Source organism: Micromonospora trifolii (assembly GCF_022229005.1).
Lineage (GTDB): Bacteria > Actinomycetota > Actinomycetes > Mycobacteriales > Micromonosporaceae > Micromonospora > Micromonospora trifolii.
In genome coordinates, this window is sequence record NZ_JAKKFD010000051.1 from 1 (window position 1) to 23,470 (window position 23,470).

Consider the following 23,470-nt stretch of genomic DNA (forward strand, 5'->3'; position numbering starts at 1 on the left):
CCTCTTGTTGACGTACGTACGTCAACAAGAGGCCCTTCCTGAACCCTTACGTCAGGCCGGGAGCGTCCAGCGCTGGTTGGCGCCGGCGAAGCAGTCCCAGATCTGCAACCGGGTGCCGTCGGCGGAGCTGTTGTCGCTGGCGTCGAGGCACTTGTTCGACTGCGGGTTGCGCAGCGTGCCGTTGGACTGCGCCTGCCAGACCTGGGCGCCGCTGCCGTTGCAGTCCCAGAGTTGGACCTTCGCGCCGTTGGCGGTGGAGCCGCTGGTGATGTCGGCGCACTTGCCGAGGGCACGCAGCGTGCTGTCGCTGGCCACGGTCCAGGTCTGCGCGTTGGTGCCGTTGCAGCCCCAGAGCTGGACGGCGGCGCCGTTGGCGGTGCTCGCCGAGGCCACGTCCACGCACTTGCCGCCGATGCCGGTGATCTGGCCGGTGCGACCGGTTGGCGGCGGGGTGGTGCCGCCCATGATGGTGTCGTACATGGCGCTGAGCAGTGAGGTCGAGCCGCTGGTGTCCTGCGACAGTTCCCAGTTCATCACGCCGCCGGCGTTGGCCAGGGCCCACTGCGTCTTGCGCTTGACCGTGGGGATGCCGTTCCAGCACTGCTGGCTGCCGCCGATGGTGGCGCAGTCCCGGTTGGCGTTCGCCGGGTCCAGTCCGACCAGGTACGAGTAGTTGTAGTAGACGGGGCGGCTGTAGAACGGGATGCCGAGGACGGCCTTGCTGGCCGGCAGGCCGCGGGCCTTCCACAGGTTGATGCTGTTGATCGACCAGTCGTAGTTGGCGTGTGGGCTGCCGCCGTCGTACGCCATGATGTTGAGCCAGTCGACCTGGTTGAACACTGCCGTCTGGACGCCCTGGACGCTGCCGCCCTCGGAGACCACGGCGGCGGTGAGCAGCTTGCCGCGACTGTGCAGGGCGCTGCTGAGCTGCGTCATGAGCGCCGTGTAGTTGTTGGCCGAGGCGCCCGGGTCGGGGTACTCCCAGTCCATGTCGACGCCGTCGAGGTTGTACTGGTTGACGAAGTTGACCAGGTTGTTGACGAAGTTGGTGCGGCTGGTGGCGTTGGCGGCGAGCGTCTCGAAGGCCGAGTCGTTGCCGTCGTTCCAGCCGCCGACGGCGATGGAGACCTTGACGTTGTTGGCGTGCCCCTGGGAGACCAGTGAGGAGAGCCGCGCCCCGTCCACCCCTTGCAGGGTGCCGTTGCTGTTGGGCAGGACGAAGGCGTAGTTGATGTGGGTGAGCTTGTTGTACTGGATGGTGTTGATGTTGCCGGCCCAGGAGGGCATGTAGCCGACGCTCTTGAAGTTGTTCGGCAGCACGACGGCCTGCGCGGGGGCGCTGGTGACGGTGAGGGTGGCGCCGGCCGTGGCCAGCGCGAGCAGGCCGGCGGCGAGGGCGCGGCGCAGTGGTGAGGACATCGGGGGCCTTCCCGTGGGCGGGGGACGACACCCGCCCGCGCAGGGTTGTCGCGGGCGGGGGGTGCGGGGACGCAGGGACGGGTGGGCCTCGAGGCAGCCAAATCTTAAAGAGTGTTAACTGTCCGAGTCAATCAACATCGATGGATTTCCGGCGAGTCGGTGTGAATATGGGGTTTGCCCAAACGACCGTTAAGCTGACGGGGTGGGAATCGACGAGCTGTATCCGCCGGATCGGCTGATCGCCGCGCAGCGCGCGACGGCCGCCGCCGGCCTGGACGCCCTGCTGCTCACTCCCGGCTCCGACCTGCGGTATCTGACCGGGTACGACGCCCACGCGGGGGAGCGGCTGACCTGCCTGGTGCTGCCCGCCGAGGGCGAGCCGACCCTCGTCGTGCCCCGACTCGAACGCCCGGCCGCGGAGGCGTCCCCAGCCCCGGCGACCGGCGTGCGCATCGTCGACCACGTCGACGGCAGCGACCCGTACCCCCTGGTCGTCGCCGCCCTCGACGGCCCGGTCGCGGCGGTCGGGCTCGCCGACCGGATGTGGGCCGAGCAGGTCCTCGGCCTGCGCGCGGCGCTGCCCGACGCCGCGCAACGGCTCGCCGGGGAGGTGCTGCGCGAGCTGCGGATCCGCAAGTCCCCGGCCGAGGTCGCGGCGCTCGCCGAGGCTGGCGCGGCGATCGACGAGGTGCACCTGCGGATGGGCGAGTGGCTGCGCCCCGGTCGCACCGAGGCCGAGGTCGCCACCGACATCGCCGCGGCGATCCGCGCCGCCGGGCACGTCACCGTCGACTTCGTCATCGTGGCGGCCGGGCCCAACGGCGCCAGCCCGCACCACGGCACCTCCGACCGGCCGATCGGCGTCGGCGAGCCGGTGGTGGTCGACATCGGCGGCACCATGGCGTCGGGCTACCGCTCGGACTGCACCCGCACCTATCTGGCGGGCGGGTCGGCGCCGGCCGACTTCCTGGACTACTACGCGGTGCTGTGCGACGCCCAGCGCGCCGCCGTCGAGGCGGTGCGGCCCGGGATCACCGCCGCGGCGGCCGACGCCGCGGCCCGCGCGCCGATCGCCGCCGCCGGCTACGGTTCCGCGTTCCTGCACCGCACCGGCCACGGCATCGGTCTGGACGGGCACGAGGAGCCGTACCTGGTGGCCGGCAACGACCGACCCCTGGAGGCCGGCATGGCGTTCTCCATCGAACCGGGCATCTACCTGGCGGGCCGGCACGGCGCCCGCATCGAGGACATCGTCGTCTGCACAACGGACGGCGTGCAGCGGCTCAACACCACCCCCACGGAGCTCATCGCGCTATGACTGTCGACCGGATCCTCCCCACCGACGAGGCCCACGACCTGCTGGGTCTCGCCACCGAGCTCGCCGACGGCGAGCTCGCGCCGAAGGCCGCAGCCTTCGAGGAACGCGCCGAGTTCCCCCGCGAGGTGCTGCGCACGCTGGGCCGCGCCGGCCTGCTCGGCCTGCCCTACCCCGAGGAGTACGGCGGCGCGGCGCAGCCGTACGAGGTGTACCTGCAGGTGCTGGAGATCCTGGCCAGCCGCTGGCTGGCGGTCGCCGAGGCGGTCAGCGTGCACACCCTGTCCTGCTATCCGGTGGCGGCGTTCGGCAGCGACGAGCAGCGCAAGCTGCTGCCGGACATGCTCGGTGGCGAGTTGCTGGGCGCGTACTGCCTCTCCGAGCCGCAGGGTGGCTCGGACGCGGCGGCGCTGACCACCCGGGCGGATCGCGACGGCGACGCGTACCTGGTCTCCGGCACCAAGGCGTGGATCACCCACGCCCGCACGGCCGACTTCTACAACGTTTTCTGTCGCACCGGCGGGCCCGGTCCGAAGGGGATCTCCTGCCTGCTCGCCGACGCCGGCACCGCGGGCATCACCCCGCAGGCGGCCGAGCGGACGATGGGGCTGCGCGCCTCCCCGGTGGCGCAGATCGCCTTCGACGACGCGCGGGTGCCGGCAGACCGGTTGATCGGCGGCGAGGGGATGGGCTTCACCATCGCCATGTCCGCGCTGGACTCCGGCCGGCTGGGCATCGCGGCGTGCGCGGTCGGGCTGGCCCAGGCGGCCCTGGACTACGCGGTCTCCTATGCCCGGGAGCGCCAGCAGTTCGGGCGCTCCATCATCGACTTCCAGGGGCTGGGGTTCCTCCTCGCCGACGCGGCCACCCAGATCTCCGCCGCCCGGGCGCTGACCCTGGCGGCGGCCCGGCTGCGCGACGCCGGCCGCCCGTACGCGATCGAGGCGGCCAAGGCGAAGCTCTTCGCCACCGACATGGCGATGCGGGTGACCACCGACGCGGTGCAGGTGCTCGGCGGCGCCGGTTACGTCGCCGACCACCCGGTGGAGCGGTACATGCGTGAGGCCAAGGTGTTGCAGATCGTGGAGGGCACCAACCAGATCCAGCGGATGGTGATCTCCCGGGCACTGGCCAGGGACTGACGAGGCGTACGCGGTGGTGGGGCCGCGGTGGGCGCGTCACCGCCCACCGCGGCCCGCTACTCGGGTACCTCGTCGCCGTGCGACGGTTTTACCGGTAGGTTGCACGCCGTGGAGGAGATCGACCGCGCTATCGTCGCCGCGCTGACCGCCGACGGCCGTCTGTCGTACACCGACCTGGCCGAGCGGGTGGGGCTGTCGGTGTCCGCCGTGCACCAGCGGGTCCGCCGGCTGGAGCAGCGCGGGGTGATCAAGGGGTACGCCGCCCGGGTGTCGTTCGAGGCGCTGGAGCTGCCGCTGACCGCGTTCGTGGCGATCCGGCCGTTCGATCCGTCGCAGCCGGACGACGCCCCGGAGCGACTGGCCCACCTGCCCGAGATCGACTCCTGCTACTCGGTGGCGGGGGAGGACTTCTACCTGTTGCTGGTGCGGGTGGCCAGCCCCACCGACCTGGAGCGGGTGCTCCAGGAGATCCGCACCTCGGCGAACGTCACGACCCGGACGACAGTGGTGTTGTCCACGCCGTACGAGAACCGGCCCCCGAAGATCAGCGCTACGGAAGCGAGTCGGTCGCGGTCCCGGGCGCCGGAGGAGCCGGCTGGTTCCACCGCAGGATGACCTGCCGGCCGTGTTCGTGACCGAGCGCGCTGACCGTGGCGGTGTCCAGGCGTAGCCGCCCACCGGCGGACGGGGGCAGGCCGATCCAGCGGGCACCGAGCACCCGCAGGCTGTGCGCGTGCCCGACCAGCGCGACGGTGCCACGGTCGAGCAGCGGTGTGACCCGGGCCAGCACCCGGTCGAGCCGTTCGCCCACCTGCGCGGGGGACTCCCCGCCGGGGCAGCCGTCGGTCCAGATGTTCCAGTGCGGGTCGTCGTCGTGGATGTCGACGGTGGTGCGGCCCTCGTACTCGCCGTAGTTCCACTCGCTGAGGTCCTCGTCGACGGTGTCGACGGTGAGCCCGGCCAGCTGTGCGGTGCGCAGCGCCCGGGAGCGGGGGCTGGTCAGCACTGTGACAAAGCGCCGGCCGGCCAGGAACGCGGCCAGCGTGCGGGCCTGTCGCTCGCCGTCGGGGGTCAGCTCCAGGTCGGTGTACGAGGTGTGCCGCAGGCTGGCGCTCCAGGTGGTCTCGCCGTGCCGGATCAGCAGGAGCTCTCCCATGCGGTCAGTTAACCATCGTGGGGCGGGGCCGACAGGCGACCCTCCCACTACCTATCTTCCTAGGATGCTCTAGCGGGTGTGCCGCCCGGCACTGCCGGTTTCGGCACCCGGAGACCGGGCAAGCGAGCTGGGACAACCGCCAGACCGAGGAGGCGCGATGAGCTTCACCGAGAAGGCAAAGAACAAGGTTGAGCAGATGGCCGGCGCCGCGAGGGAGCGCGTCGGCGACATGACCGACAACGAGCGGATGCGTGGCGAGGGCGCCAGCCAGCAGAGCGACGCGCGCGCCAAGCAAGCCGGTCAGAACGTGAAGGACGCTGGTCGCAACGTGAAGGACTCCTTCACGAAGTGACCTGAGCGGTCCACGGGTCCCCGGGCGCGCCATCGCCCGGGGACCTGTCGTGCCGGGGTTGCCGCGCTGCCCTCTGCGCCGCCGATCTTGTACTTACTGCTCCGACATAAGGGATATTTGACCGATTTCGACAACAGTAAGTGCACGATCGACGGATTGGGCCTGAGCGGGACGGGGCAGTGAGACTCTTTCGCGTCTGCCATGATCTGCGGCGTGATCCGACCCCGGCTTCGCCCATTGTGGTGTGGCGTACTGGTTGCGGCGGCCGTTGCCGGCAGTGTCGCGTGCACGGCATCCCGGGTGCCACCGTCGGAACAGCCGGTCTTCGTCGGCTCGTCCGCGTCCACGTCTGCGTCTGCGGCCGCACCGTCGGCCAGCGCACCGCAGGCGGTTCCGACGCCGACGGTCGCGGCTGTTCCGGGCGCGACGCGGGTGGGGAGCAGGGCGCCCGTGGTGAATCACGGGCCGCGCACCGGTGCCACTGTCGCGCTGACCTTCGACGCGGACATGACCGACGGGATGTTGGCCAGCCTGCGGGCCGGCCGGGTGAAGTCGTACGCGAACCTGCGCATCCTCGACCTGCTGGAGCGCGAGCAGGTGCCGGCGACGTTCTTCCTGACCGGCAAGTGGGTGCAGCGGTATCCGGACGTGACCCGGAGGATCGCCGGCAATCCGCGCTTCGAGTTGGCCAATCACACCTACGGGCACGCGGCGTTCACCGCCGACTGTTACGACCTGCCGCGGTTGCCGGTCGACGAGCTGGCCGGTGATGTGGCGAAGACGTTCGAGGTGATCGCGCCGTACGGGGGTCGGCAGACCCGGTACTTCCGGTTTCCCGGGTTGTGTCACGACGCGGCGGCGTTGGACGCGTTGGCGCCGCTGGGTCGTGACGGTGGTCGACGGGGACGTGGTCAGCGGCGACCCGTTCGCGACGGCGTGGAAGCCGTTGGTGCGGGCGGTGTTGGACCACGTTCGCCCCGGGTCGGTGGTGATCATGCATGTCACCGAGGCGAACGCGGCGATGACTGATGAGGCGTTGCCGCACATCCTGGCCGGGTTGCGGGAGCGGGGGCTGGTGCCCGCGCCGTTGTCCGAGGTGCTGGCCGAGGGCTGAGGCTCAGCTTTCCTGCACGTCGTCGACGGTCAGGATGATCTTTCCGCGGCGGGATCCGTGCTCGGCCGTCTGGTGCGCGTCGGCCGCCTTGTCAAGGGGGAAGGTGGCTTCGATGGGCACCCTGAACCGGCCCTCGGTGAACAGTTCGGCTGCGGTGGGCAGGCCGTGGCGGCCGTCGGGTTCGCCGGCCAGTTGCCCCATGGAGAGTCGGACGCCGTGGGTGGGGGCGGTGAAGTCGGCCAGGGTGAGCACCGCTGTCGGGTCGCCGGTGAGGTGGAGCAGTTCGGGCAGGGACCCGGCGCCGGCGACGTCGAGGGCGCGGTCGATCCGGGTCAGGCCCAGGGCGTCGAGGCGGCCTGGGAGGTCGGGGCCGTAGGTGACCGGTGTCGTGCCGAGCTGGCGGAGGAGGTCGTGGTTGTCGGCGCGGGCGGTGCCGATGACGTGGACGCCGCGGGCGGTGGCGAGTTGGACGGCGGTGCTGCCGACGCCGCCGGCGGCCCCGTCGACGAGGAGCGTCATGCCGGGCTGTAGGTCCAGCAGGTCGAGGGCCCGGGTGGCGGTCTCGATGCTGGTGCCTGCCGCGCCGGCCTGGGCCCACGGCATGGTGGTGGGTTTGTGCGCCCAGAGTTGTAGTACCGCGAACTGTGCGCTCGCGCCGCCGAGTCTGGCCAGCTCGACGATGCCGAAGACATGGTCGCCGAGGGTCACGCCGTGGACGTCGTCGCCGATCTCGTCGACGATGCCGGCCGCGTCGACGCCGGGGATGTGTGGCAGCGGCAGTTGGGCGCTCATCGGGGTGCGGCCGGAGCGGAGGCCGATGTCGACGGGGGAGACGCCGGCGGCCCGGACGCGGATGCGGATCTGGCCGGCCCGGGGCCGTGGCGCGTGAGTGGTCCCGAGGTGCAGTACCTCGGGGCCGCCGAACCGGTCGTACTGAACGGCGAACATCAGGAGCTCCTCTGCCTGGTAAGACGGGGTGATGGTCGTACCGTAGGCCGGAAACGGAGCAGCCGTTCCGCTGTGGGGTCAAGTGAGAGGGAGGCCGGTCGGAGATGTCTCAGATGCAGCGTGCCGATGCCCGGTTCAACCGTGACCGGGTGGTGGCGGCGGCACGGGAGGCGTTCGCGTCGGCGGGGCTCGAGGTGCCCATGCGGGAGGTGGCGCGACGGGCGGGGGTGGGTGTGGCGACCCTGTACCGGCACTTCCCGACGCGTACGGAGTTGGTCGCGACGGTCCTGGCCGAGCGGGTGGACGACTGCGGTGTGCGGATGCGTCGGGCGCTCGACGACCCGGACCCGTGGCGGGCGTTGTCCGGCGTGGTGCGCGAGTTCGCCGAGCGGCAGATCCACGACCGGGCGCTCAACGAGGCGTTGTTGGGGCCGGGTGAGGTGAGTGCGGCGTTTCAGCGGGAGCGGCGGGAGCACGCACAGGCGTTGAACGTGCTGGTCGGGCGGGCCCGGGCCGCGGGTGTGCTGCGCGACGGTGTCGACGTGGACGACGTGCGGGCCGGCCTGCTGGCCATCGCGTCGCTACGGCGGTTGCCGGCGACGACGAGTGCCCAGGTGATCGGTAGGGTCGCCGATCTGGTGCTCGCCGGTATCCGCGCCTGACCGGTGCGGGCTGTCACGGTTGTCGTCGCACCGGACATGGACTGGATGTGAGCTCAGGGACAGAGCAGGACGAGGACCGCTTCCGGCGGGTCTACGCCGAGGACTTCGAGGCGCTGTTGGCGTACGCGTTGCGTCGGGTCGCGCATCCGGAGGATGCGGCTGACGTCGTCGCGGAGACCTTCCTGGTGGCGTGGCGTCGCCGGCAGGACATTCCGATCGCCGGTGCGACCCGGCTGTGGCTGTACGGGGTCGCCCGGCGTGTGCTGGCCAATCAGCACCGTGGTGGTGTTCGCCGGCAGCGCCTCGGTGAGCGGTTACGCCAGCAGATCATCGTTTCGGTCGCCGATCCGGGGAGCGAGGTGCCGGAGCGGCTTGCCGTTCGGGCGGCGTTGGCAGGCCTGGCCGAGGTGGACCGGGAGGTGCTGATGCTCACCGTCTGGGAGGGTCTGCGGCCGCACGAGGTGGCCGCGGTGCTGGGGGTGACTCCTGCTGCGGTTCGGACCCGGCTGTCGCGGGCGCGGGCGAGGTTGCGGGAGCTGGTTGGTGACGACCCGGGGCCGCCCGGACATGTGCTGGATGTGTTGACCGCGCCTACCCGTACGGAGGACTGATGAGCGGCGATGAGCGTGTTGACCGGCTGGTTCGGGATGCCGACCCGGGTGGGCTCGGTGGCGTCGGGGACCTCGCAGGGGTGAAGCGAGCCCTCTTGGAGGAGATCGTGCCCGAGTCGGGGGTCGAGGGCGGTGCCGGTACTGCGCGGCGGCGGTTGCGGGTGCGTCGCTTCGCGGGCGTGGTGACGGCGGCAGCGGTGCTCGTGAGCGTCGTGCCGGCCTCCATGGTGTTGCGGGGGCAGGCCGAGGGCGGTGGGGTTTCTCCGATTGTCACCCCGGCCGAGGGGGTCGTCTTTTCGCCGTTGGCGCTGGCGGCGGCGGAGCGGAACCCGCGGCTGCTGATCGATCGGCCTGGCTGGAAGGTGACTGATCTGTCGGGGTTCACCGAGGAGCTGGGCATGATCCGTTTTCGCCGGGATGAGCGGGAGTTGGAGATGAACTGGTATTCGGCGTGGGTGTACACGTATCGCTATTCCGATCGGCGGGCCGACGGTCCTCCGAAGTCGGTGCGGGTCGCTGGTTGGCCGGGTGATCTGTTCCAGAACCTCAACGGTGATTTCACGGTGCTGTTGCGTCCCCACGACGACGTGGTGGTGGAGATGAGCACCTCCGGGAACTGGTCGCGTGAGGACCTAGACAGGGTTCTCGCGGCCATCGTCCGGGTGGACGCGCGGACGTGGTTGGCCGCGCTTCCGGCGGAGATGGTCATGCCGGTGGGGGAGAGGGCGGCGAAGGTGCTCGTCGATGTGCCGCTGCCGCCCGGGTTCGACGTCGCGGCGCTGGAGGACATCGGCGTGAGTGACTCGTACCAGTTCGGTGTGGGTGTGACGTCCCGGGTCGGCTGCGGGTGGATCGCGGAGTGGCAGCGAGCGAGGGCGAGTGGGGACGAGGCCGGGGTGCGGCGGGCCGCCGACGCGTTGCGGAGCAGTCACGGGTGGCGGGTGCTGCGGGACATGAACAAGGCCGGCGACTGGCCGGAGGTGTTCTGGGAGTACGCCGACGAGATTTCGGCCGGGACCCTGCGACCCTCCTACGTCCCGGGCTTGGGCTGCCAGTGACGGAAGACAGCGGCGCCCCCGGGGTGGTCTTCCCGGGGGCGCCGCTGTCGGTGGGTCAGTCGTCGCGGTGGTCGTTCCACCACTGCTGGCCGCCCTCGGGCAGGGTGTCGATCGGGTCGTAGTAGGCGTAGCGCTTGTTGAGCGCCTCCAGGTCGGCGGACTCGATGGAGGTGCGGTAGTTCTTCGTCCAGTAGGAGATGCCGCGTTCGCGGTCGTAGTCGGTGAGCATGTGCACCCAGCGCTTACCGACGAAGGGGACGTCGCAGACGATCCGGGGGGTGGCGTAGCCGGGCAGGTAGCCCATGATGTCGTGCTGGAGTTGTTGGGCGTGCCAGACGGGGACTCGCCAGTGTTCGGCGTTGGGGATCATGTCGCACATGTAGAAGTAGTACGGCAGGATCCCGGCTTCGCCTTGGAGCGCGAAGCAGAGGTCGAGTAGTTCCGGGGTGGTGGCGTTGACGCCGCGCATGAGCACGCCCTGGTTGCGGACGTCGCGGACGCCGACGTCGAGGGCGGTCTGGGCGGCCTTGGCGACCAGTGGGGTGAGCGACTGGGCGTGGTTGACGTGGGTGTGGATGGCGAGGTTGACGCCTCGGCGGGCGGCGGTGCGGGCGACGCGTTCGAGGCCCTGGACGACGTCGGGCTGGAGCCAGTGCTGGGGGAGGCCCATGAGGGCCTTGGTGGCGAGCCGGATGTCGCGGACCGTCTCCAGTTCCAGCAGGCGCATGAGGTACGACTCGAGGTTGCGCCAGGGGACGTTGGCGACGTCTCCGCCGGAGACGACGACGTCGCGGACGCCGGGGTGGGCCTTGAGGTACGCGATGTGGGCGTCGTAGCGGTCGACGGGCTTGAGGGTGAGCTTGAGTTTGTCGACGGCGGGGGTGGAGTTGCCGACGAGGTCCATCCGGGTGCAGTGCCCGCAGTACTGGGGGCAGGTGGAGAGCAGCTCGGCGAGGACCTTTGTGGGGTAGCGGTGGGTGAGGCCTTCGGCGACCCACATGTCGTGCTCGTGGAGGCTGTCGCGGCTGGCGTAGGGGTGTGAGGGCCAGTCGGTGCGCCGGTCGGAGGCGACCGGGATCATGTAGCGGCGGATGGGGTCGGCGAGCAGCGCCTCGGTGGTGAGGGTCGCGAACGGCACCATCGTGTTGATCATTTGTGGTGGCACCAGCATGGACATGGTGGCCAGGGCCAGTTGGTCGGCCTCGAGGTCGGCGTAGAAGGTCTCGTCGATCAGGTCACCGAAGACGGCGCGGAGCTGCTTGATGTTCTTGACGCAGTTGACGCGCTGCCACTGGGCGGATTCCCACTGGTCGCGGGTGACGTGGCGCCAGCCGGGGAAGCGGGTCCAGTCGGGTTCGACCAGGGGGCGGCGGTGGTACTCGTAGGGCTGCCCGGCGGTCGGTGTGGCGGCCGGGACGTGACGGGGGTGCGGGATGGTCTGGGTCACGGCCCCTCCTCGGTGTTACGGCTGATCATCGAAGCCCGAAGGCTACTGGAAAATATTCGGTACAGAAACTAGTCTGCCGTAAGTTTTCCCGTTACGCGAGCCTTGACCGGGGCTTCGGACGGCTGGCAGGGGGAGGTTGGCGTGACGTCACCGGTGGGACTGCACCGCGTCGTGCAACCGGCGGGGGTGCTGCCGCAGGCGGCCTGGCGCCTGGACACGTCGGCGGCGATCGCGCCGAACGAGGTGCGGATCCGGGTGCAGCGGCTCAACCTGGACGCGGCGAGCTTCCGGCAGTTGTCGGAGAAGCACGGCGGCGACGGTGACGCGGTCCGCGCCGAGGTGCTGGAGATCATCGCGACCCGGGGGAAGATGCAGAACCCGGTGACCGGTTCCGGCGGGATGCTGATCGGCACTGTCGAGGAGGCCGGTCGGCGGTCCCCGCTGGGGCTCCGGGCGGGGGAGCGGGTCGCCACCCTGGTGTCGTTGACGTTGACACCCCTGGTGATCACCGATGGGTTGGCCCGTTGGGACGGGCGCAGCGAGCAGGTGCCCTGCGACGGGTGGGCGATCCTGTTCGCGCGCTCCATCGCCGCGGTGCTGCCCGACGACGAGGACCCGCAGTTGTCCCTCGCCGTGCTCGACGTGTGCGGGGCGCCCGCGCTGACCGCCCGGGTGGTGTCGCGCTACGTGGAGGAGCGTCGGCGTACCGGTGATCCGACGCCGGTGCGGGTCGCGGTGATCGGTGGGGCGGGTAAGAGCGGGTCGCTGTCGCTCGCGGCGGCGCGCCGGGCGGGCGCCGCGCGTACCGTCGGGGTGGTGCCGGTGGCGGCGGAGCGCGACGCGCTGACGGCCGCCGGTCTGGCGTCGGTGGTGGCGTTGGCCGACGCGCGTGACCCGGTGGGGTTGTCCACGGCGGTGACCACCGCGCTGGGGGTGCCGGCGGACGTGACGGTGGTCTGCGTGGACGTGCCGGGGTGTGAGCACGGTGCGGTGCTGGCCACCGCTGACGGCGGCACGGTGATCTTCTTCTCGATGGCGACGAGCTTCTCCGCGGCCGCGTTGGGCGCGGAGGGGCTGGCGGCGGACGTGACGATGCTGGTGGGCAACGGGTACGTGCCGGGGCACGCGGAGTTGGCGCTGGGGCTGCTGCGGGCCGAGCCGGGGGTGCGTCAGCTGTTCGCGGCGCGGGTCGCGGCAGACTGAGGTCTTAACGCCTCCCCCGCTGATGAGTCCGGGGGATTTCCGGCTCGGACCGCATTCGACCCCGCACCCCGAAGGGAGGTGATCGCATGTCTCACGTCGTCAGCACCGGCACGGTTACGCTCTACCGTGGCGAGGATCGTCCTCGCGGCGTTGAGGTCACGGCAGGCGGCGAAGCCGCAGGCCGCGCACTCGAAAACTCTGACGTTCAACCCGATGCGCTGCTTGGCTCTCACCGCGCACGAGGAACACGTCATGCTCGTGTAGGCGGGCGGCACCAGCACCACCTTCCGGCCCGCCCGCGTGCCTCGTTCGATCAGTTCCCGCTTGGCCGCGCCGATCGCGGCGTCAGTGGCCTTACGTGCCATCGTGGACCTGGCCAGGAACGTCGGTTTGAAGTCTTCCACGGCGATCACCTGGTGGTCGACGACCCGTTTCGCCCACAGCCGGGAGTCGTGGCTGTTCTGCCGGGCGGCCTTTTTGTGCAGCTTCGCCGCCGCGTGCTTGGCCCTCCGGTAGCCGTTGGACTGCGTATGGCCCTGCGGGCGGCGTCGGCGAGCCATCTTCCGCTGCGCCCTGGCCAACTCGGCGGCGCACCGCTTGCGATGCCCGAGGTACGGCAGGTCGAATCGGCTGTCGGTGGTGGTGGCTGTGGTTCTCACACCCCAGTCAACGCCGATCACCCCGGACGCCTCGGGCACCACGGCGGCCTCACGGCGGACGACGAACGACGCGTACCAGTGCCCGAGGCTGTCTTGGTAGACGCGCACGCTGGTCGGAGGGGACGGCAGATCTCGAGACCAGACGACGGGCATGGTGACACCACCGGCAAGGCGCAAGCGCCCAGCGGTGATGGTGAAGCCACGCAGGGTGTATTCCATGCTGGGCAACGACCGTTTGCGGGTCTTCACCGTCGGCCGCTCCCGGCCATGGACAGTGAACGAATGGCGCAGCGAGGCTGCGTAGGTGCGCAGGGTCTGTTGCTGAGCGACCTGCGAGCCGGCGCGCAGCCACGCGCTTTGGGCGCGGGCCTCGGTGAGCATCTTGGACAAGGTGCCGAAGGTGGGCTTCGCGCCGACCTTCTGCTGGTGCACGGCTTCGTTCCACAGAAACCGGCAGCGGCCCCATTCGGCGAGAAGTGCGGCCGTCGCAGCCGCGCCGGGGCGCAGCCGGTAGGTGTAACGCACAACGTCCGACACAGCAATCACTATAAAGCACGGCGCTATATAGTGCAGGTATGGGCGAGGTCAGATCGAACAAGACTGTCGTCTACCGCTGCAGCTACCACGTCGTGTGGTGCCCGAAATACCGCCGCCCCGTCCTCACTGGGGCAGTCGAAGACCGGCTCAAACAGATCATCCACGAGGTGTGTGCCGAACGGGACGCCCCCATCGAGGCAATCGAAACGATGCCGGATCACGTCAACCTGCTGGTCGTCTGCGACCCGCAGTACGGCATCCACCGACTCGTCAAGCAGATCAAAGGACGGTCGTCGCGACTTCTGCGGCAAGAATTCCCGCACCTCAAATCCAGGCTTCCAACCTTGTGGACCAACAGTTATTTCGTCGCTACAACCGGCGGCGCGACCTCAGAGGTGGCCAAACGCTATGTCGAGAACCAGCGCAACGTATGACGCGGTCGCTTACCTCCCCTCGGCTAAAGCCAGACTTTTCTCGGGGCCGACCCGGTGACTAACCCCTCGACGTTGTACCGCGCTGGCGTGCTGCACTGCCCCGCCGACCCGAGCGCCACCGCGCTGCTGGTGTCCGGTGGGCGGATTGCCTGGTTGGGGACCGACGGTGACGCGCCGCCGGCCGACCGGGTGGTGGACCTGGGCGGAGCGTTGGTGACGCCGGCGTTCGTCGACGCGCACGTGCACGCCACCGACACCGGGTTGGCGTTGGCCGGGCTGGAGTTGTCCGGGGTGCGCTCGGCGGGGCAGCTGCTCGACGCGGTGGCGGGGTTCGCGGCGGGTCTGCCGGCGGACGCGGTGGTGCTGGGGCACGGCTGGGACGAGTCGGGTTGGTCGGATCCGACGTTGCCGGACGCGGCGGCGCTGGACCGGGCGGCCGGTGGTCGGCGGGTGTACCTGTCGCAGGCGTCGATCCACTCGGCGTTGGTGTCGTCGGCGTTGCTGGCGGCGTGCCCGGACGCGGTGCAGGCGCCCGGGTACGCCGCGTCGGGCTGGTTGCGGCGCGACGCGCACCACGTGGTGCGGGCGGCAGCGCAGGCGTCGGTGAGTCGGGCGCAGCGGGTCGCGGCGCAGCGGGTGGCCCTCGCCCACGCGGCGTCGTTGGGGATCGCGGCGGTGCACGAGTGCGGTGGCCCGCAGATCTCCGACGAGGAGGACTTCACCGGTCTGCTGGGCATCTCCGGTGCGGGGTTGCCGGAGGTGTACGGGTACTGGGGTGAGTTGGGTGGCGCGGCGCGGGCCCGGGAGTTGGGCGCTGTCGGCGCCGGTGGGGACCTGTTCGCCGACGGGGCGTTGGGGTCGCGCACGGCGCACGTGTCGCAGCCGTACGGCGACGGTGACGGCTGCGGGCACGGGTACCTGTCGGTCGAGCAGGTGCGCGATCACCTGCTGGACTGCGCGGCGCACGGCATGCAGGGCGGGTTCCACGCCATCGGTGACGCGGCGATCGGCACCGTCCTCGACGGGTTCGCGGCGGCGGCGCGGACGGTGGGGGTGGAGCGGTTGCGGGCGGCCCGGCACCGCATCGAACATGCGGAGATCATGAGTAAGGCGTTGATCGCGCGGTTCGTGGAGTACGGGGTGGTGGCGAGCATGCAGCCGGCGTTCGACCGGTTGTGGGGTGGCGCGGGCCGGATGTACGAGACGCGGTTGGGGTTGGACCGGTCGTTGGAGTCGAACCCGATGGGTGCGATGCACTCGGTGGGTGTGGCGTTGGCGTTCGGGTCGGATTCGCCGGTGACGCCGCTGGACCCGTGGGGGTCGGTGCGGGCGGCGGTGGCGCACCACAACCCGGCGCAGCGGATGGGTGTGCGCTCGGCGTTCGCGGCGCACACCCGGGGCGGGTGGCGGGCGGTGCACCTGGACGTCGAGGGGGTCCTGGCGTTGGGTGCGCCGGCGACGTTCGCTGTGTGGTCGACGCCGGCGGGCGTGGAGCGGGGCCTGCCGGTGTTGCAGGCCGAGGATCCGGAGGCGCGGGGTCCGGACGACCCGACGCCGCTGCCGGTGTGCCGGCGCCTGGTGCTGCGCGGTGAGGTCATCTACGAGGAAGGGTCATCATGACCGGGAAGCTTGATCTTGATCCGGTGCTGGTGGCGCGGGCGCGGGAGTTGGCGCGTCGGGCCGGGCAGCCGGTGGTGGACCTGGCGCGCAGCCACACCACGGTGTCGGTGGAGCGGGCGGTCCTGCGGTTGGCCGGGGTGACCGGCGCCGACCCGGACGGCATTCCGTGGGTGAACCGGCTCGTCGACGCGGTCGCAGCGGACGTGGGGTTGGGTCACGGGGTGGCGGTGCCGGTGTTCGACGCCCTGGTCCGTGAGGGCAGCACCGACGTGACGTTGCTGGCGCAGAAGGCCGCGGCCGGGTCGGTGCGGTTCACCCAGCCCACCGGGCGGGCGGCCACGGCCGCCCGGTCGGCGGCGCGCAAGGCCGTCGGCGCGGGCATCCGCCGCATCGACCGGCGGCGCGCCGAGCGGGACCGGCTGGTGAAGCGTCACGGCGACCCGGCGCAGCGGCCGTGGATCTACCTGATCGTCGCCACCGGTGACATCTACGAGGACATTCCGCAGGCGCAGGCGGCGGCGCGCGCCGGCGCGGACGTGATCGCCGTGATCCGCTCCACCGGGCAGTCGTTGCTGGACTACGTGCCCGAGGGCGCGACCCGGGAGGGCTTCGCCGGCACGTACGCCACGCAGGAGAACTTCCGGCTGATGCGCGCGGCGTTGGACGAGTCGTCGAAGGAGGTGGGCCGCTACGTGCGGTTGACCAACTACGCGTCCGGGCTGTGCATGCCGGAGATGGCGACCCTGGCCGGGTTGGAGCGCCTCGACATGATGTTGAACGACTCGATGTACGGGATCCTGTTCCGTGACATCAACCCGGTGCGCACGTTCGTCGACCAGCGGTTCTCCCGGCAGGTGCACGCCCGCGCCGGGATCATCATCAACACCGGTGAGGACAACTACCTGACCACCGCCGACGCTGTCGACGAGGCGCACACGGTGACGGTGTCGCAGCTGCTCAACGAGTTCTTCGCGCACGAGGCGGGGTTGGCGGACTGGCAGTTGGGGTTGGGGCACGCGTTCGAGATCAACCCGGAGGTGCCGGAGTCGTTCCGGTTGGAGTTGGCGCACGCGTTGCTGGCCCGGGAGCTGTTCCCCGACGCGCCGTTGAAGTGGATGCCGCCGACGAAGCACATGACCGGTGACGTGTTCCGGGGCAACCTGCTCGACGGGTTCTTCAACCTGGCGGGCGCGCTGACCGGTCAGGGCATCCTGCTGGTGGGGATGATGACCGAGGCGGTGGTGACGCCGTGGTTGTCCGACCGGGACATCGCCCTGCAGAACGTGCGCTACGTCCTCGGCGCGGCCGGTGGGCTGCACGAGGATTTCGTGCCCGCGCCGGGCGGGTTCATCCGCCGCCGGGCCAACCAGGTCCTCGGTGAGGCACTGGACCTGCTGGACCGCATCGGGGAGCAGACGCTGCTCACGGCGATCGCCGAGGGCACCTTCGGGATCATGAAGCGGCCCGCGGACCGCGGCAAGGGCCTGTCCGGGGTCGCCGCGCACGAGGCCGACTACTGCAACCCGGCCACCGACATCCTGGAGGCCGCCGCATGAGCGTGGTGCAGACCGGCAAGCAGATCGTGCGTCCGTACGGGGACACCACCGGTGACGGGATGGTGCAGGTGTCGTTCACCCTGCCGGTGACCCACGACAAGCGCGCCGAGGGCGCGGCGGTGCAGTTGGCCAACAAGATGGGCATCGACCCGGCGATGGTGGTGCACGCCAAACCGATGGGCGACGGGTTCACGTTCTTCGTCGTCTACGGGCGGGTCAACCACCTGGTCGACCTGGGCGCCGTGCAGGTGGTGGAACGTGACTTCGCGCTGCTGTCGGCCAAGGACGTCAACACGGTGATCAAGCAGCGGTTGCGGCGCAAACTGTCAGTGGTCGGGGCGTGCATCGGCACCGACGCGCACACAGTGGGCATCGACGCGATCCTCAACGTCAAGGGCATCGCGGGGGAGAAGGGCCTGGAGTACTACCGGGAGTTGAAGGTCACCAACATGGGCGCGCAGGTCAGCGTGCCGGAGCTGGTGGAGACCGCCCGGGCGGAGAAGGCCGACGCGGTGCTCGTGTCGCAGGTGGTCACCCAACGCGACGCGCACCTGCACAACACCCGGGAGATGTCCGCCGCGTTCCGGGAGGCGATGCCGGCGGGGCGGCGTCCGCTGCTGATCGTCGGTGGTCCCCGCTTCGACGAGACGATGACCGACGAGTTGGGCGTCGACCGGATCTTCGGTCGGGGCACCACGCCCGGCGAGGTGGCCAGCTACCTCGTGCACGCCCTGATCACGCAACGAAAGGCGATGGCATGACCGACGCACGGCTCGGGTTGACGGTGACGCACCGGCGGTATGTGCCGTACTCGCACGCCCACTACGCCGGCAACCTCGTCGACGGGGCGTACGCGCTCGGGATGTTCGGCGACGTCGCCACGGAGGTGTGCATCCGCACCGACGGCGACGAGGGCCTGTTCGCCGGGTACGCCGACGTGCGGTTCCACGCGCCCGTCCACGCCGGGGACGTCGTCGAGGTCACCGCGCGGGTGACGCGGGTGGGCACCCGCAGCCGCACCCTCGAGCTGAGCTGCGCGGTGGTGTGCCGGGGCCGCCCGGACCGCTCCGCGTCCGCCGCCGAGGTCCTCGACCCGCCGATCGTGGCGGTCACCGCGACCGGCACCGTGGTCGTCCCCGCGACGTCGTGACCCTGGCGGTCTGCGCCGACGTCGGTTCCACGTACACGAAGGTGGCGGTGGTGGACCTGGCCGCCGGTGTCCTCGCCGGCGCGGCGTCGGCGCCCACCACTGTGGACACCGACGTGCTGCACGGCCTGGAGGCCGCTGTCGCGGCGGCCACCGCCGGGCTCGGGGTCCGTGACGTGCCCTGGTACGTGTGCTCGTCGGCCGGTGGTGGGCTGCGCTTGGCCGTGATCGGCTACGAGCCGCTGGTCACCGCGCAGGCCGGCCGGCGGGTCGGGTTGTCCGCCGGCGCGCACGTGGTGCACGTCGCGGCCGGTCGGCTCGGCGCCGCGGACCTGACGGCGTTGCGGGCGGCCCGCCCGGACGTGGTGCTGCTCGTGGGCGGCACCGACGGCGGCGACGCCGACACGATCACCCACAACGCCACCCGCCTGGCCCGGGCCCGGTGGCGGCGACCCGTGGTGTACGCGGGCAACGCCGACGTCCGCGAGCAGCTGACCGGGCTGCTGCGCGACGCCGGGGTGCCGGTCACCGACGCCGACAACGTCCTGCCGCGCATCGGGGTGCTCGCCCCGGCGTCGGCGCGGGCGGCGATCCGCGCGGTGTTCCTGCGCCACGTCATCGGTGGTAAACGATTGTCGAGGGGTGCCCGGTTCGCGCGGCTGGTGCGGGCGGCCACCCCCGACGCGGTGCTCACCGGTGTGGAGGTGCTCGCCGACACCCTCGGCGGTGACCTCGCCGTGGTCGACGTGGGTGGGGCCACCACCGACGTGTACTCGGTACTCACCCCCGACGAGCGGGCCACCGGGCCGGGCCGGGAGGTCGCCGGCAGTCTGTGGCGGGCCCGCACTGTGGAGGGCGATCTGGGCATGCGGTGGAGCGCCCCGGGGGTGGTGCGGGCCGCCGTCGAGGAGCGGCTGCTCGACGCCGGTGAGGCCGACGACCTGGGCGCCGCCGCGGCGCGACGGGCGGCCGACCCGGCGTTCCTGGCCGTCGACGACGTCGAGCGGGCCGTGGACCGGCGAGTCGCCACCCTCGCCGCGACGGTGGCGCTGCGCCGGCACGCCCGGGGCGCCGCCACCGGTGAGCGCTCCGGGCGGGACCTGCGCGACGTGCGGCTGCTGGTGGGCTCCGGTGGGGTGCTGCGGCACGCGCCGACCGCCATGGCCGGGCAGGTGCTGACGGCGGTCCTGGCCGACCACGCCGGCGGGTGGGCGCTGCCGCGTGCCGCCGCCGCGGTGGTCGACGCCGACTACGTGTTGGCCGCCGGAGGGCTGCTCGCGGAGGAGCACCGGGGCGCCGCGCAGGCGCTGCTGCGTCACCATCTGCGTACGCATTGAGACTCGCCGACCCGACACGCCGTGTCGCAACACACGACAGGCCGGCCGTGGGTTGACAACCGACGGGGGTCGGCACGTACCGTCTTTGAGTCCTACCACGGGAAGCGGCTGTTGTTCGCTTCGTCCCTTCGTCCGCTGGCCGAGCGACATGTTTGAGCGTCATCGTCGCGGCGGCCAGGTCCAGCGGGCGGGGGTCGGCGGGGCGGCGCGAACCGGCCGCGGTTACCGGTGTACGGGCAGGGTGAGGTGCACGGCCAGTAGACAACGGCCCGGCGGGGGCAGCCAGTCCACGTCCGGTCGGTCCGAAGGTCGTCGTGCCCCATCCTCGCCACACCGGCCGGGAAGGGCCTGGGAGCATCGGGGCGCGGCGCGAGCCGCGCCCCGATTTCATGTCCACCGGGTGGTTCGTGCCCCGACAGCCCGACGCGGCCGGTGCACCGGCCAGCCAGGTAACCTTCGCCCCGTGATCGAGGTGAAGCGGTGACGACCCTGAACCGGGATGAGGCGCAGACCCCGGCGGCGCTGCCCCGGCCGGTCGTTCCCGGTCGGCCGCTGCCGCTGCGGGTCGCCGTACCCCTGGCCGTGGCCGCCGGCCTGGCCCTGCTGGTGGCGTTCCCCCCGTACGGGGTGTGGCCGCTCGCGCCGGTCGGTGTGGCGTTGCTGGCCGCCGCCGCGCACCGGCGGCGGTTGCGTGCCGGCGCCGGCCTGGGCTTCCTGACCGGGGTGGCGTTCTTCGCCCCGCTGCTGGCCTGGACGAACCTGCACACCGGCTACCTGCCGTGGGTGCTGCTGTCGCTGCTGCAGGCCGGCTACCTGGCGCTGCTGGGCGCGGCCACCGCCTGGGTGTCGCCGCTGGCCGACCGCGCCCGCTGGGCGTGGCCGGCGCTGACCGGGCTGCTGTGGGTCGGGCAGGAGGCGCTGCGCGACCGCACCCCGTTCGGCGGGTTCCCGTGGGGGCGGTTGGCGTTCAGCCAGGACACTTCGCCGCTGCTGCGCCTGGCCGCGCTGGGCGGCGCCCCGCTGGTCACCTTCGCCGTGGCCCTCGTCGGCGGGTTGCTGGTCACCGCCGTCTGGCGGGGCTGGGTCACCGCCCAACGCCACGCACCCCCGCCCAGTGACGCCGCGGCGAGCCCTGACGGCCCGCTGGACGGCCCGTCACACGCCGGGGCGACGGGGGCGCGACGGTGGACGCCTGTGGTCGTACCGGCCGTCGTGGCCGTCGCGCTGACCGCCGGGGGTCTGCTGGTGCCGGTCGCCACCGCCGGGTCAGGCGCAGGAGTCACCGTGGCGATCGTGCAGGGCAACGTGCCGCGGCTGGGCCTGGACTTCAACGCCCAACGGCAGGCGGTGCTCAACAACCACGTCGACGCCACCATCGAGCTGGCCGGGCGGGTCGCCGCCGGGCAACAGCGGCGACCCGACCTGGTGGTGTGGCCGGAGAACTCCAGCGACATCGACCCGCTGCGCAACCCCACCGCCGGTGCGCGGATCTCCCAGGCCGCCGACACCATCGGCGCGCCGATCCTGGTCGGCGCGGTCCTGCTGGGCCCCGGCGCCGGGCAGGTCCGCAACGCGGGCATCCTGTGGCGCCCCGGCACCGGCCCGGACCTCGACCAGCTGTACACGAAACGCCACCCGGTGCCGTTCGCCGAGTACGTGCCGCTGCGCGACGTGGCCCGGATGGTCAGCGATCAGGTCGACCTGATCCGCAACGACTTCGTGCCCGGAAGCACCCCGGGCGTGGTACGCGCCGGCCCCGCCGTGCTCGGTGACGTGATCTGCTTCGAGGTCGCCTACGACGAGGTGGTCCGCGACACCGTCACCGGCGGTGCGCAACTGCTGGTGGTGCAGACCAACAACGCCACCTTCAACGTGGCCGAGGCCCGCCAGCAGATGGCCATGGTGCGGCTGCGGGCGGTGGAGCACGGGCGGCCGGCGTTGATGGCCTCCACGGTCGGGGTGTCCGGGTTCGTCGCACCCGACGGGCGGGTAAGCGATGCCACCGGGTTCAACACCCGGGAGGTCGTGGTGCGGCAGTTGCGGCTCGACGACGGACGCACCCTCGCCACCCGCCTCGGCTGGTGGCCCGAGGTGGCGCTCGCCGCGCTGGCCGCGGCGGCCCTGGTCGGCGCGGCGGTGCTGCGCCGGCGGCAGCGGGTCAGGCCCGGATAGCAACAGCCGGTACGCCGGCGGGAGCGGAGGAACCGTGATCCAGGCGACCGATACGATCCGACGCGCGGACGAGGTGCCCGGGGTGGGCCGGGTGCTGGTGGTGATCCCCACCTACAACGAGGCCGACAACATCGCCGTGATCGTGGGCCGGGTTCGGCGCGCCGCCCCGGCGGTGCAGATCCTCATCGCCGACGACAACAGCCCCGACGGCACCGGCGCGATCGCCGACGCCCTCGCCGACGGCGACGCGCACGTGCAGGTGCTGCACCGCCAGGGCAAGCAGGGCCTCGGTGCGGCGTACCTGGCCGGGTTCGGGTGGGCACGCGAGCGTGGATACCAGGCGGTCGTGGAGATGGACGCGGACGGCTCGCACGCCCCGGAGGACCTGCCGGCGCTGTTGGACGCCGCCCGCGACGCCGACGTGGTGATCGGGTCGCGGTGGACCAGCGGCGCGCGGGTGCTCAACTGGCCGCTGCGGCGGCTGTTGCTGTCGCGCGGCGGCAACCTGTACGCGCGCCTGGCGCTGGGCATGCCCGTCTCGGACGCCACCGGCGGGTACCGGGTGTACCGGATCAGCGCGTTGGACGCCATCGACCTGAATTCGGTGACCTCGCAGGGCTACTCGTTCCAGGTGGAGCTGTCGCGGCTGGCGCACCGGGCCGGTGTGCGGATCGTGGAGGTGCCGATCACCTTCGCCGAGCGGGAACGCGGCGACAGCAAGATGAGCCCGAAGATCGTGGCCGAGGCGTTGTGGCGGATCACCGCCTGGGGGGTGCGTGACAGGCGCCAGGCGGTACGCCGGGGGCTGCACGGCACGGCCACCGGTCAGGCACGGTGGCCGTGAGCGCGGCCGTGTCATGCTGGATGAGCGGAACACGTCCGTGGTGTCCGCAGGAATGGCGATGAGGTGAGATGCGCCGAGGACTGAGGTTCGTGCCGTTGGCCCTGTTGCTGGCGGTGGTGCTGGAGCTGGCGGTGTTCGTCGGCGTGGGACGGGCGCTGGGGTTCGGCGCGGCGGTGCTGCTGGTGTTCGCCGCGTCCCTGCTGGGGTTGGTGCTGCTGCGCCGCGAGGGGATGCGCGCCTGGCGTGGTTTCCGCGCCGCCGCGGCGGCCGGGCAGCCCCCGGGCGGGCAGGTGACCGACGGGCTCGTCGGTTTGGCCGGCGCGCTGTTGCTGGCGGTGCCCGGCCTGGTCAGCGGGCTGGTCGGGTTGCTGCTGCTGGTGCCGCCGGTGCGTCGGCTGGCCCGCGCCGGGGTGCGCCGCGCCACCGAGCGGCGGGTGTCGTCGATGGTCGCCGGTGACCTGTTCGGGCCCCGCACGGTGCGGGTGCGCCAAGGTGCGCCGCAACCCACACCGCAACCGACTCCACAGCCGGAACAGCCGGTGGTGGTCGACGGCGGTCGGGCCATCGAGGGCGAGATCGTCGAACCCGGCCGGCACTGAGACCAGGCCACCAGACAGACACGACGGCGCCCCCGGGGAGAACCCCGGGGGCGCCGTCGTGATGCGCGTCGTGCGGCTCAGGCGCGGCCGCGGCGGGTCCGAACCTCCTGCAGGCGCTCCTCCAGGATGTCCTCCAGC

General features: G+C 71.6%; 23 protein-coding genes. 18 read left to right on the forward strand and 5 right to left on the reverse strand.

The features are described from left to right. Positions 1-51 precede the first annotated feature (51 nt). Complete coding sequence (locus tag NIE79_RS27715; RefSeq protein ID WP_238681369.1) at positions 52-1,419, reverse strand: glycosyl hydrolase family 18 protein; 1,368 nt, start codon at positions 1,417-1,419, stop codon at positions 52-54. A gap of 202 nt (positions 1,420-1,621) precedes the next feature. Here NIE79_RS27715 and NIE79_RS27720 point away from each other — a divergent pair, with 202 nt between their 5' ends. From NIE79_RS27720 to NIE79_RS27730, 3 genes are all read left to right on the forward strand, one after another. Then, the gene (locus NIE79_RS27720) at positions 1,622-2,737 is read left to right on the forward strand and encodes a M24 family metallopeptidase (protein WP_238681370.1); all 1,116 of its coding nucleotides are present in this window, start codon (positions 1,622-1,624) and stop codon (positions 2,735-2,737) included. Continuing rightward, entirely contained in the window at positions 2,734-3,876 is a 1,143-nt protein-coding gene (locus NIE79_RS27725; RefSeq protein ID WP_238681371.1) for an acyl-CoA dehydrogenase family protein, read from the forward strand. Before NIE79_RS27720 ends, NIE79_RS27725 begins: the two co-directional genes overlap by 4 nt. A gap of 108 nt (positions 3,877-3,984) precedes the next feature. Continuing rightward, positions 3,985-4,491: an Lrp/AsnC family transcriptional regulator gene (locus NIE79_RS27730; RefSeq protein WP_238681372.1), complete on the forward strand. Its 507-nt coding sequence runs from the start codon at positions 3,985-3,987 to the stop codon at positions 4,489-4,491. Here the strand turns inward: NIE79_RS27730 and NIE79_RS27735 are convergent. Next, entirely contained in the window at positions 4,427-5,032 is a 606-nt protein-coding gene (locus tag NIE79_RS27735) for a histidine phosphatase family protein (RefSeq protein ID WP_238681373.1), read from the reverse strand. The two genes, NIE79_RS27730 and NIE79_RS27735, sit on opposite strands and share 65 nt — an antisense overlap. A 157-nt stretch (positions 5,033-5,189) precedes the next feature. On the opposite strand from NIE79_RS27735, the gene NIE79_RS27740 reads away from it, so the two are divergent. Further along, on the forward strand, positions 5,190-5,384 hold the full coding sequence (locus tag NIE79_RS27740) for a CsbD family protein (RefSeq protein WP_088989634.1): 195 nt from the start codon (positions 5,190-5,192) through the stop codon (positions 5,382-5,384). A 450-nt stretch (positions 5,385-5,834) separates the two neighbouring features. Next, positions 5,835-6,413, forward strand: a complete 579-nt coding sequence (locus NIE79_RS27745; RefSeq protein WP_238681374.1) for a polysaccharide deacetylase family protein — start codon at positions 5,835-5,837, stop codon at positions 6,411-6,413. A gap of 88 nt (positions 6,414-6,501) precedes the next feature. Here NIE79_RS27745 and NIE79_RS27750 read toward each other — a convergent pair whose 3' ends face one another. Further along, the gene (locus tag NIE79_RS27750; RefSeq protein ID WP_238681375.1) at positions 6,502-7,446 is read right to left on the reverse strand and encodes an NADP-dependent oxidoreductase; all 945 of its coding nucleotides are present in this window, start codon (positions 7,444-7,446) and stop codon (positions 6,502-6,504) included. A gap of 113 nt (positions 7,447-7,559) precedes the next feature. On the opposite strand from NIE79_RS27750, the gene NIE79_RS27755 reads away from it, so the two are divergent. The 3 genes from NIE79_RS27755 to NIE79_RS27765 are packed head-to-tail and all read left to right on the forward strand — an operon-like array spanning position 7,560 to position 9,777. Continuing rightward, positions 7,560-8,108, forward strand: coding sequence for a TetR/AcrR family transcriptional regulator (locus NIE79_RS27755; protein WP_238681376.1), 549 nt, complete (start codon positions 7,560-7,562; stop codon positions 8,106-8,108). Positions 8,109-8,155: 47 nt separating this feature from the next. Further along, positions 8,156-8,719, forward strand: a complete 564-nt coding sequence (locus NIE79_RS27760) for an RNA polymerase sigma factor (RefSeq protein ID WP_238681377.1) — start codon at positions 8,156-8,158, stop codon at positions 8,717-8,719. Continuing rightward, on the forward strand, positions 8,719-9,777 hold the full coding sequence (locus NIE79_RS27765) for a hypothetical protein (protein ID WP_238681378.1): 1,059 nt from the start codon (positions 8,719-8,721) through the stop codon (positions 9,775-9,777). Before NIE79_RS27760 ends, NIE79_RS27765 begins: the two co-directional genes overlap by 1 nt. 55 nt (positions 9,778-9,832) lie before the next feature. Here NIE79_RS27765 and NIE79_RS27770 read toward each other — a convergent pair whose 3' ends face one another. Further along, a complete protein-coding gene (locus NIE79_RS27770) occupies positions 9,833-11,224 on the reverse strand; it encodes a KamA family radical SAM protein (RefSeq protein ID WP_238681379.1) in 1,392 nt (463 codons plus the stop codon). Positions 11,225-11,365: 141 nt separating this feature from the next. On the opposite strand from NIE79_RS27770, the gene kdd reads away from it, so the two are divergent. Further along, the gene (gene kdd, locus NIE79_RS27775; protein WP_502892260.1) at positions 11,366-12,427 is read left to right on the forward strand and encodes an L-erythro-3,5-diaminohexanoate dehydrogenase; all 1,062 of its coding nucleotides are present in this window, start codon (positions 11,366-11,368) and stop codon (positions 12,425-12,427) included. Here kdd and NIE79_RS27780 read toward each other — a convergent pair. Then, positions 12,394-13,623 (reverse strand): RNA-guided endonuclease InsQ/TnpB family protein, encoded by a 1,230-nt coding sequence (locus NIE79_RS27780; RefSeq protein ID WP_238681380.1) that lies wholly within the window; start codon positions 13,621-13,623, stop codon positions 12,394-12,396. The two genes, kdd and NIE79_RS27780, sit on opposite strands and share 34 nt — an antisense overlap. Positions 13,624-13,661: 38 nt before the next feature. On the opposite strand from NIE79_RS27780, the gene tnpA reads away from it, so the two are divergent. From tnpA to NIE79_RS27825, 9 genes are all read left to right on the forward strand, one after another. Continuing rightward, entirely contained in the window at positions 13,662-14,057 is a 396-nt protein-coding gene (tnpA, locus tag NIE79_RS27785; RefSeq protein ID WP_238681381.1) for an IS200/IS605 family transposase, read from the forward strand. A 54-nt stretch (positions 14,058-14,111) separates the two neighbouring features. After that, entirely contained in the window at positions 14,112-15,677 is a 1,566-nt protein-coding gene (locus NIE79_RS27790) for an amidohydrolase (protein WP_238681382.1), read from the forward strand. Next, the gene (gene kamD / locus NIE79_RS27795) at positions 15,674-17,233 is read left to right on the forward strand and encodes a lysine 5,6-aminomutase subunit alpha (protein ID WP_238681383.1); all 1,560 of its coding nucleotides are present in this window, start codon (positions 15,674-15,676) and stop codon (positions 17,231-17,233) included. The genes NIE79_RS27790 and kamD overlap by 4 nt, the downstream gene beginning before the upstream one ends. Further along, on the forward strand, positions 17,230-17,994 hold the full coding sequence (gene kamE, locus NIE79_RS27800) for a lysine 5,6-aminomutase subunit beta (RefSeq protein WP_238681384.1): 765 nt from the start codon (positions 17,230-17,232) through the stop codon (positions 17,992-17,994). Before kamD ends, kamE begins: the two co-directional genes overlap by 4 nt. Continuing rightward, a complete protein-coding gene (gene kal, locus NIE79_RS27805) occupies positions 17,991-18,383 on the forward strand; it encodes a 3-aminobutyryl-CoA ammonia lyase (RefSeq protein ID WP_238681385.1) in 393 nt (130 codons plus the stop codon). Before kamE ends, kal begins: the two co-directional genes overlap by 4 nt. Further along, positions 18,380-19,717, forward strand: a complete 1,338-nt coding sequence (locus NIE79_RS27810; protein ID WP_238681386.1) for a glutamate mutase L — start codon at positions 18,380-18,382, stop codon at positions 19,715-19,717. The genes kal and NIE79_RS27810 overlap by 4 nt, the downstream gene beginning before the upstream one ends. 480 nt (positions 19,718-20,197) lie before the next feature. Beyond that, the gene (gene lnt, locus NIE79_RS27815) at positions 20,198-21,889 is read left to right on the forward strand and encodes an apolipoprotein N-acyltransferase (RefSeq protein WP_372471834.1); all 1,692 of its coding nucleotides are present in this window, start codon (positions 20,198-20,200) and stop codon (positions 21,887-21,889) included. A 34-nt stretch (positions 21,890-21,923) separates the two neighbouring features. Beyond that, the gene (locus tag NIE79_RS27820) at positions 21,924-22,733 is read left to right on the forward strand and encodes a polyprenol monophosphomannose synthase (RefSeq protein ID WP_238681387.1); all 810 of its coding nucleotides are present in this window, start codon (positions 21,924-21,926) and stop codon (positions 22,731-22,733) included. 68 nt (positions 22,734-22,801) lie between these two features. Then, positions 22,802-23,332: an FxsA family protein gene (locus tag NIE79_RS27825; protein WP_238681388.1), complete on the forward strand. Its 531-nt coding sequence runs from the start codon at positions 22,802-22,804 to the stop codon at positions 23,330-23,332. Positions 23,333-23,470 lie beyond the last annotated feature (138 nt).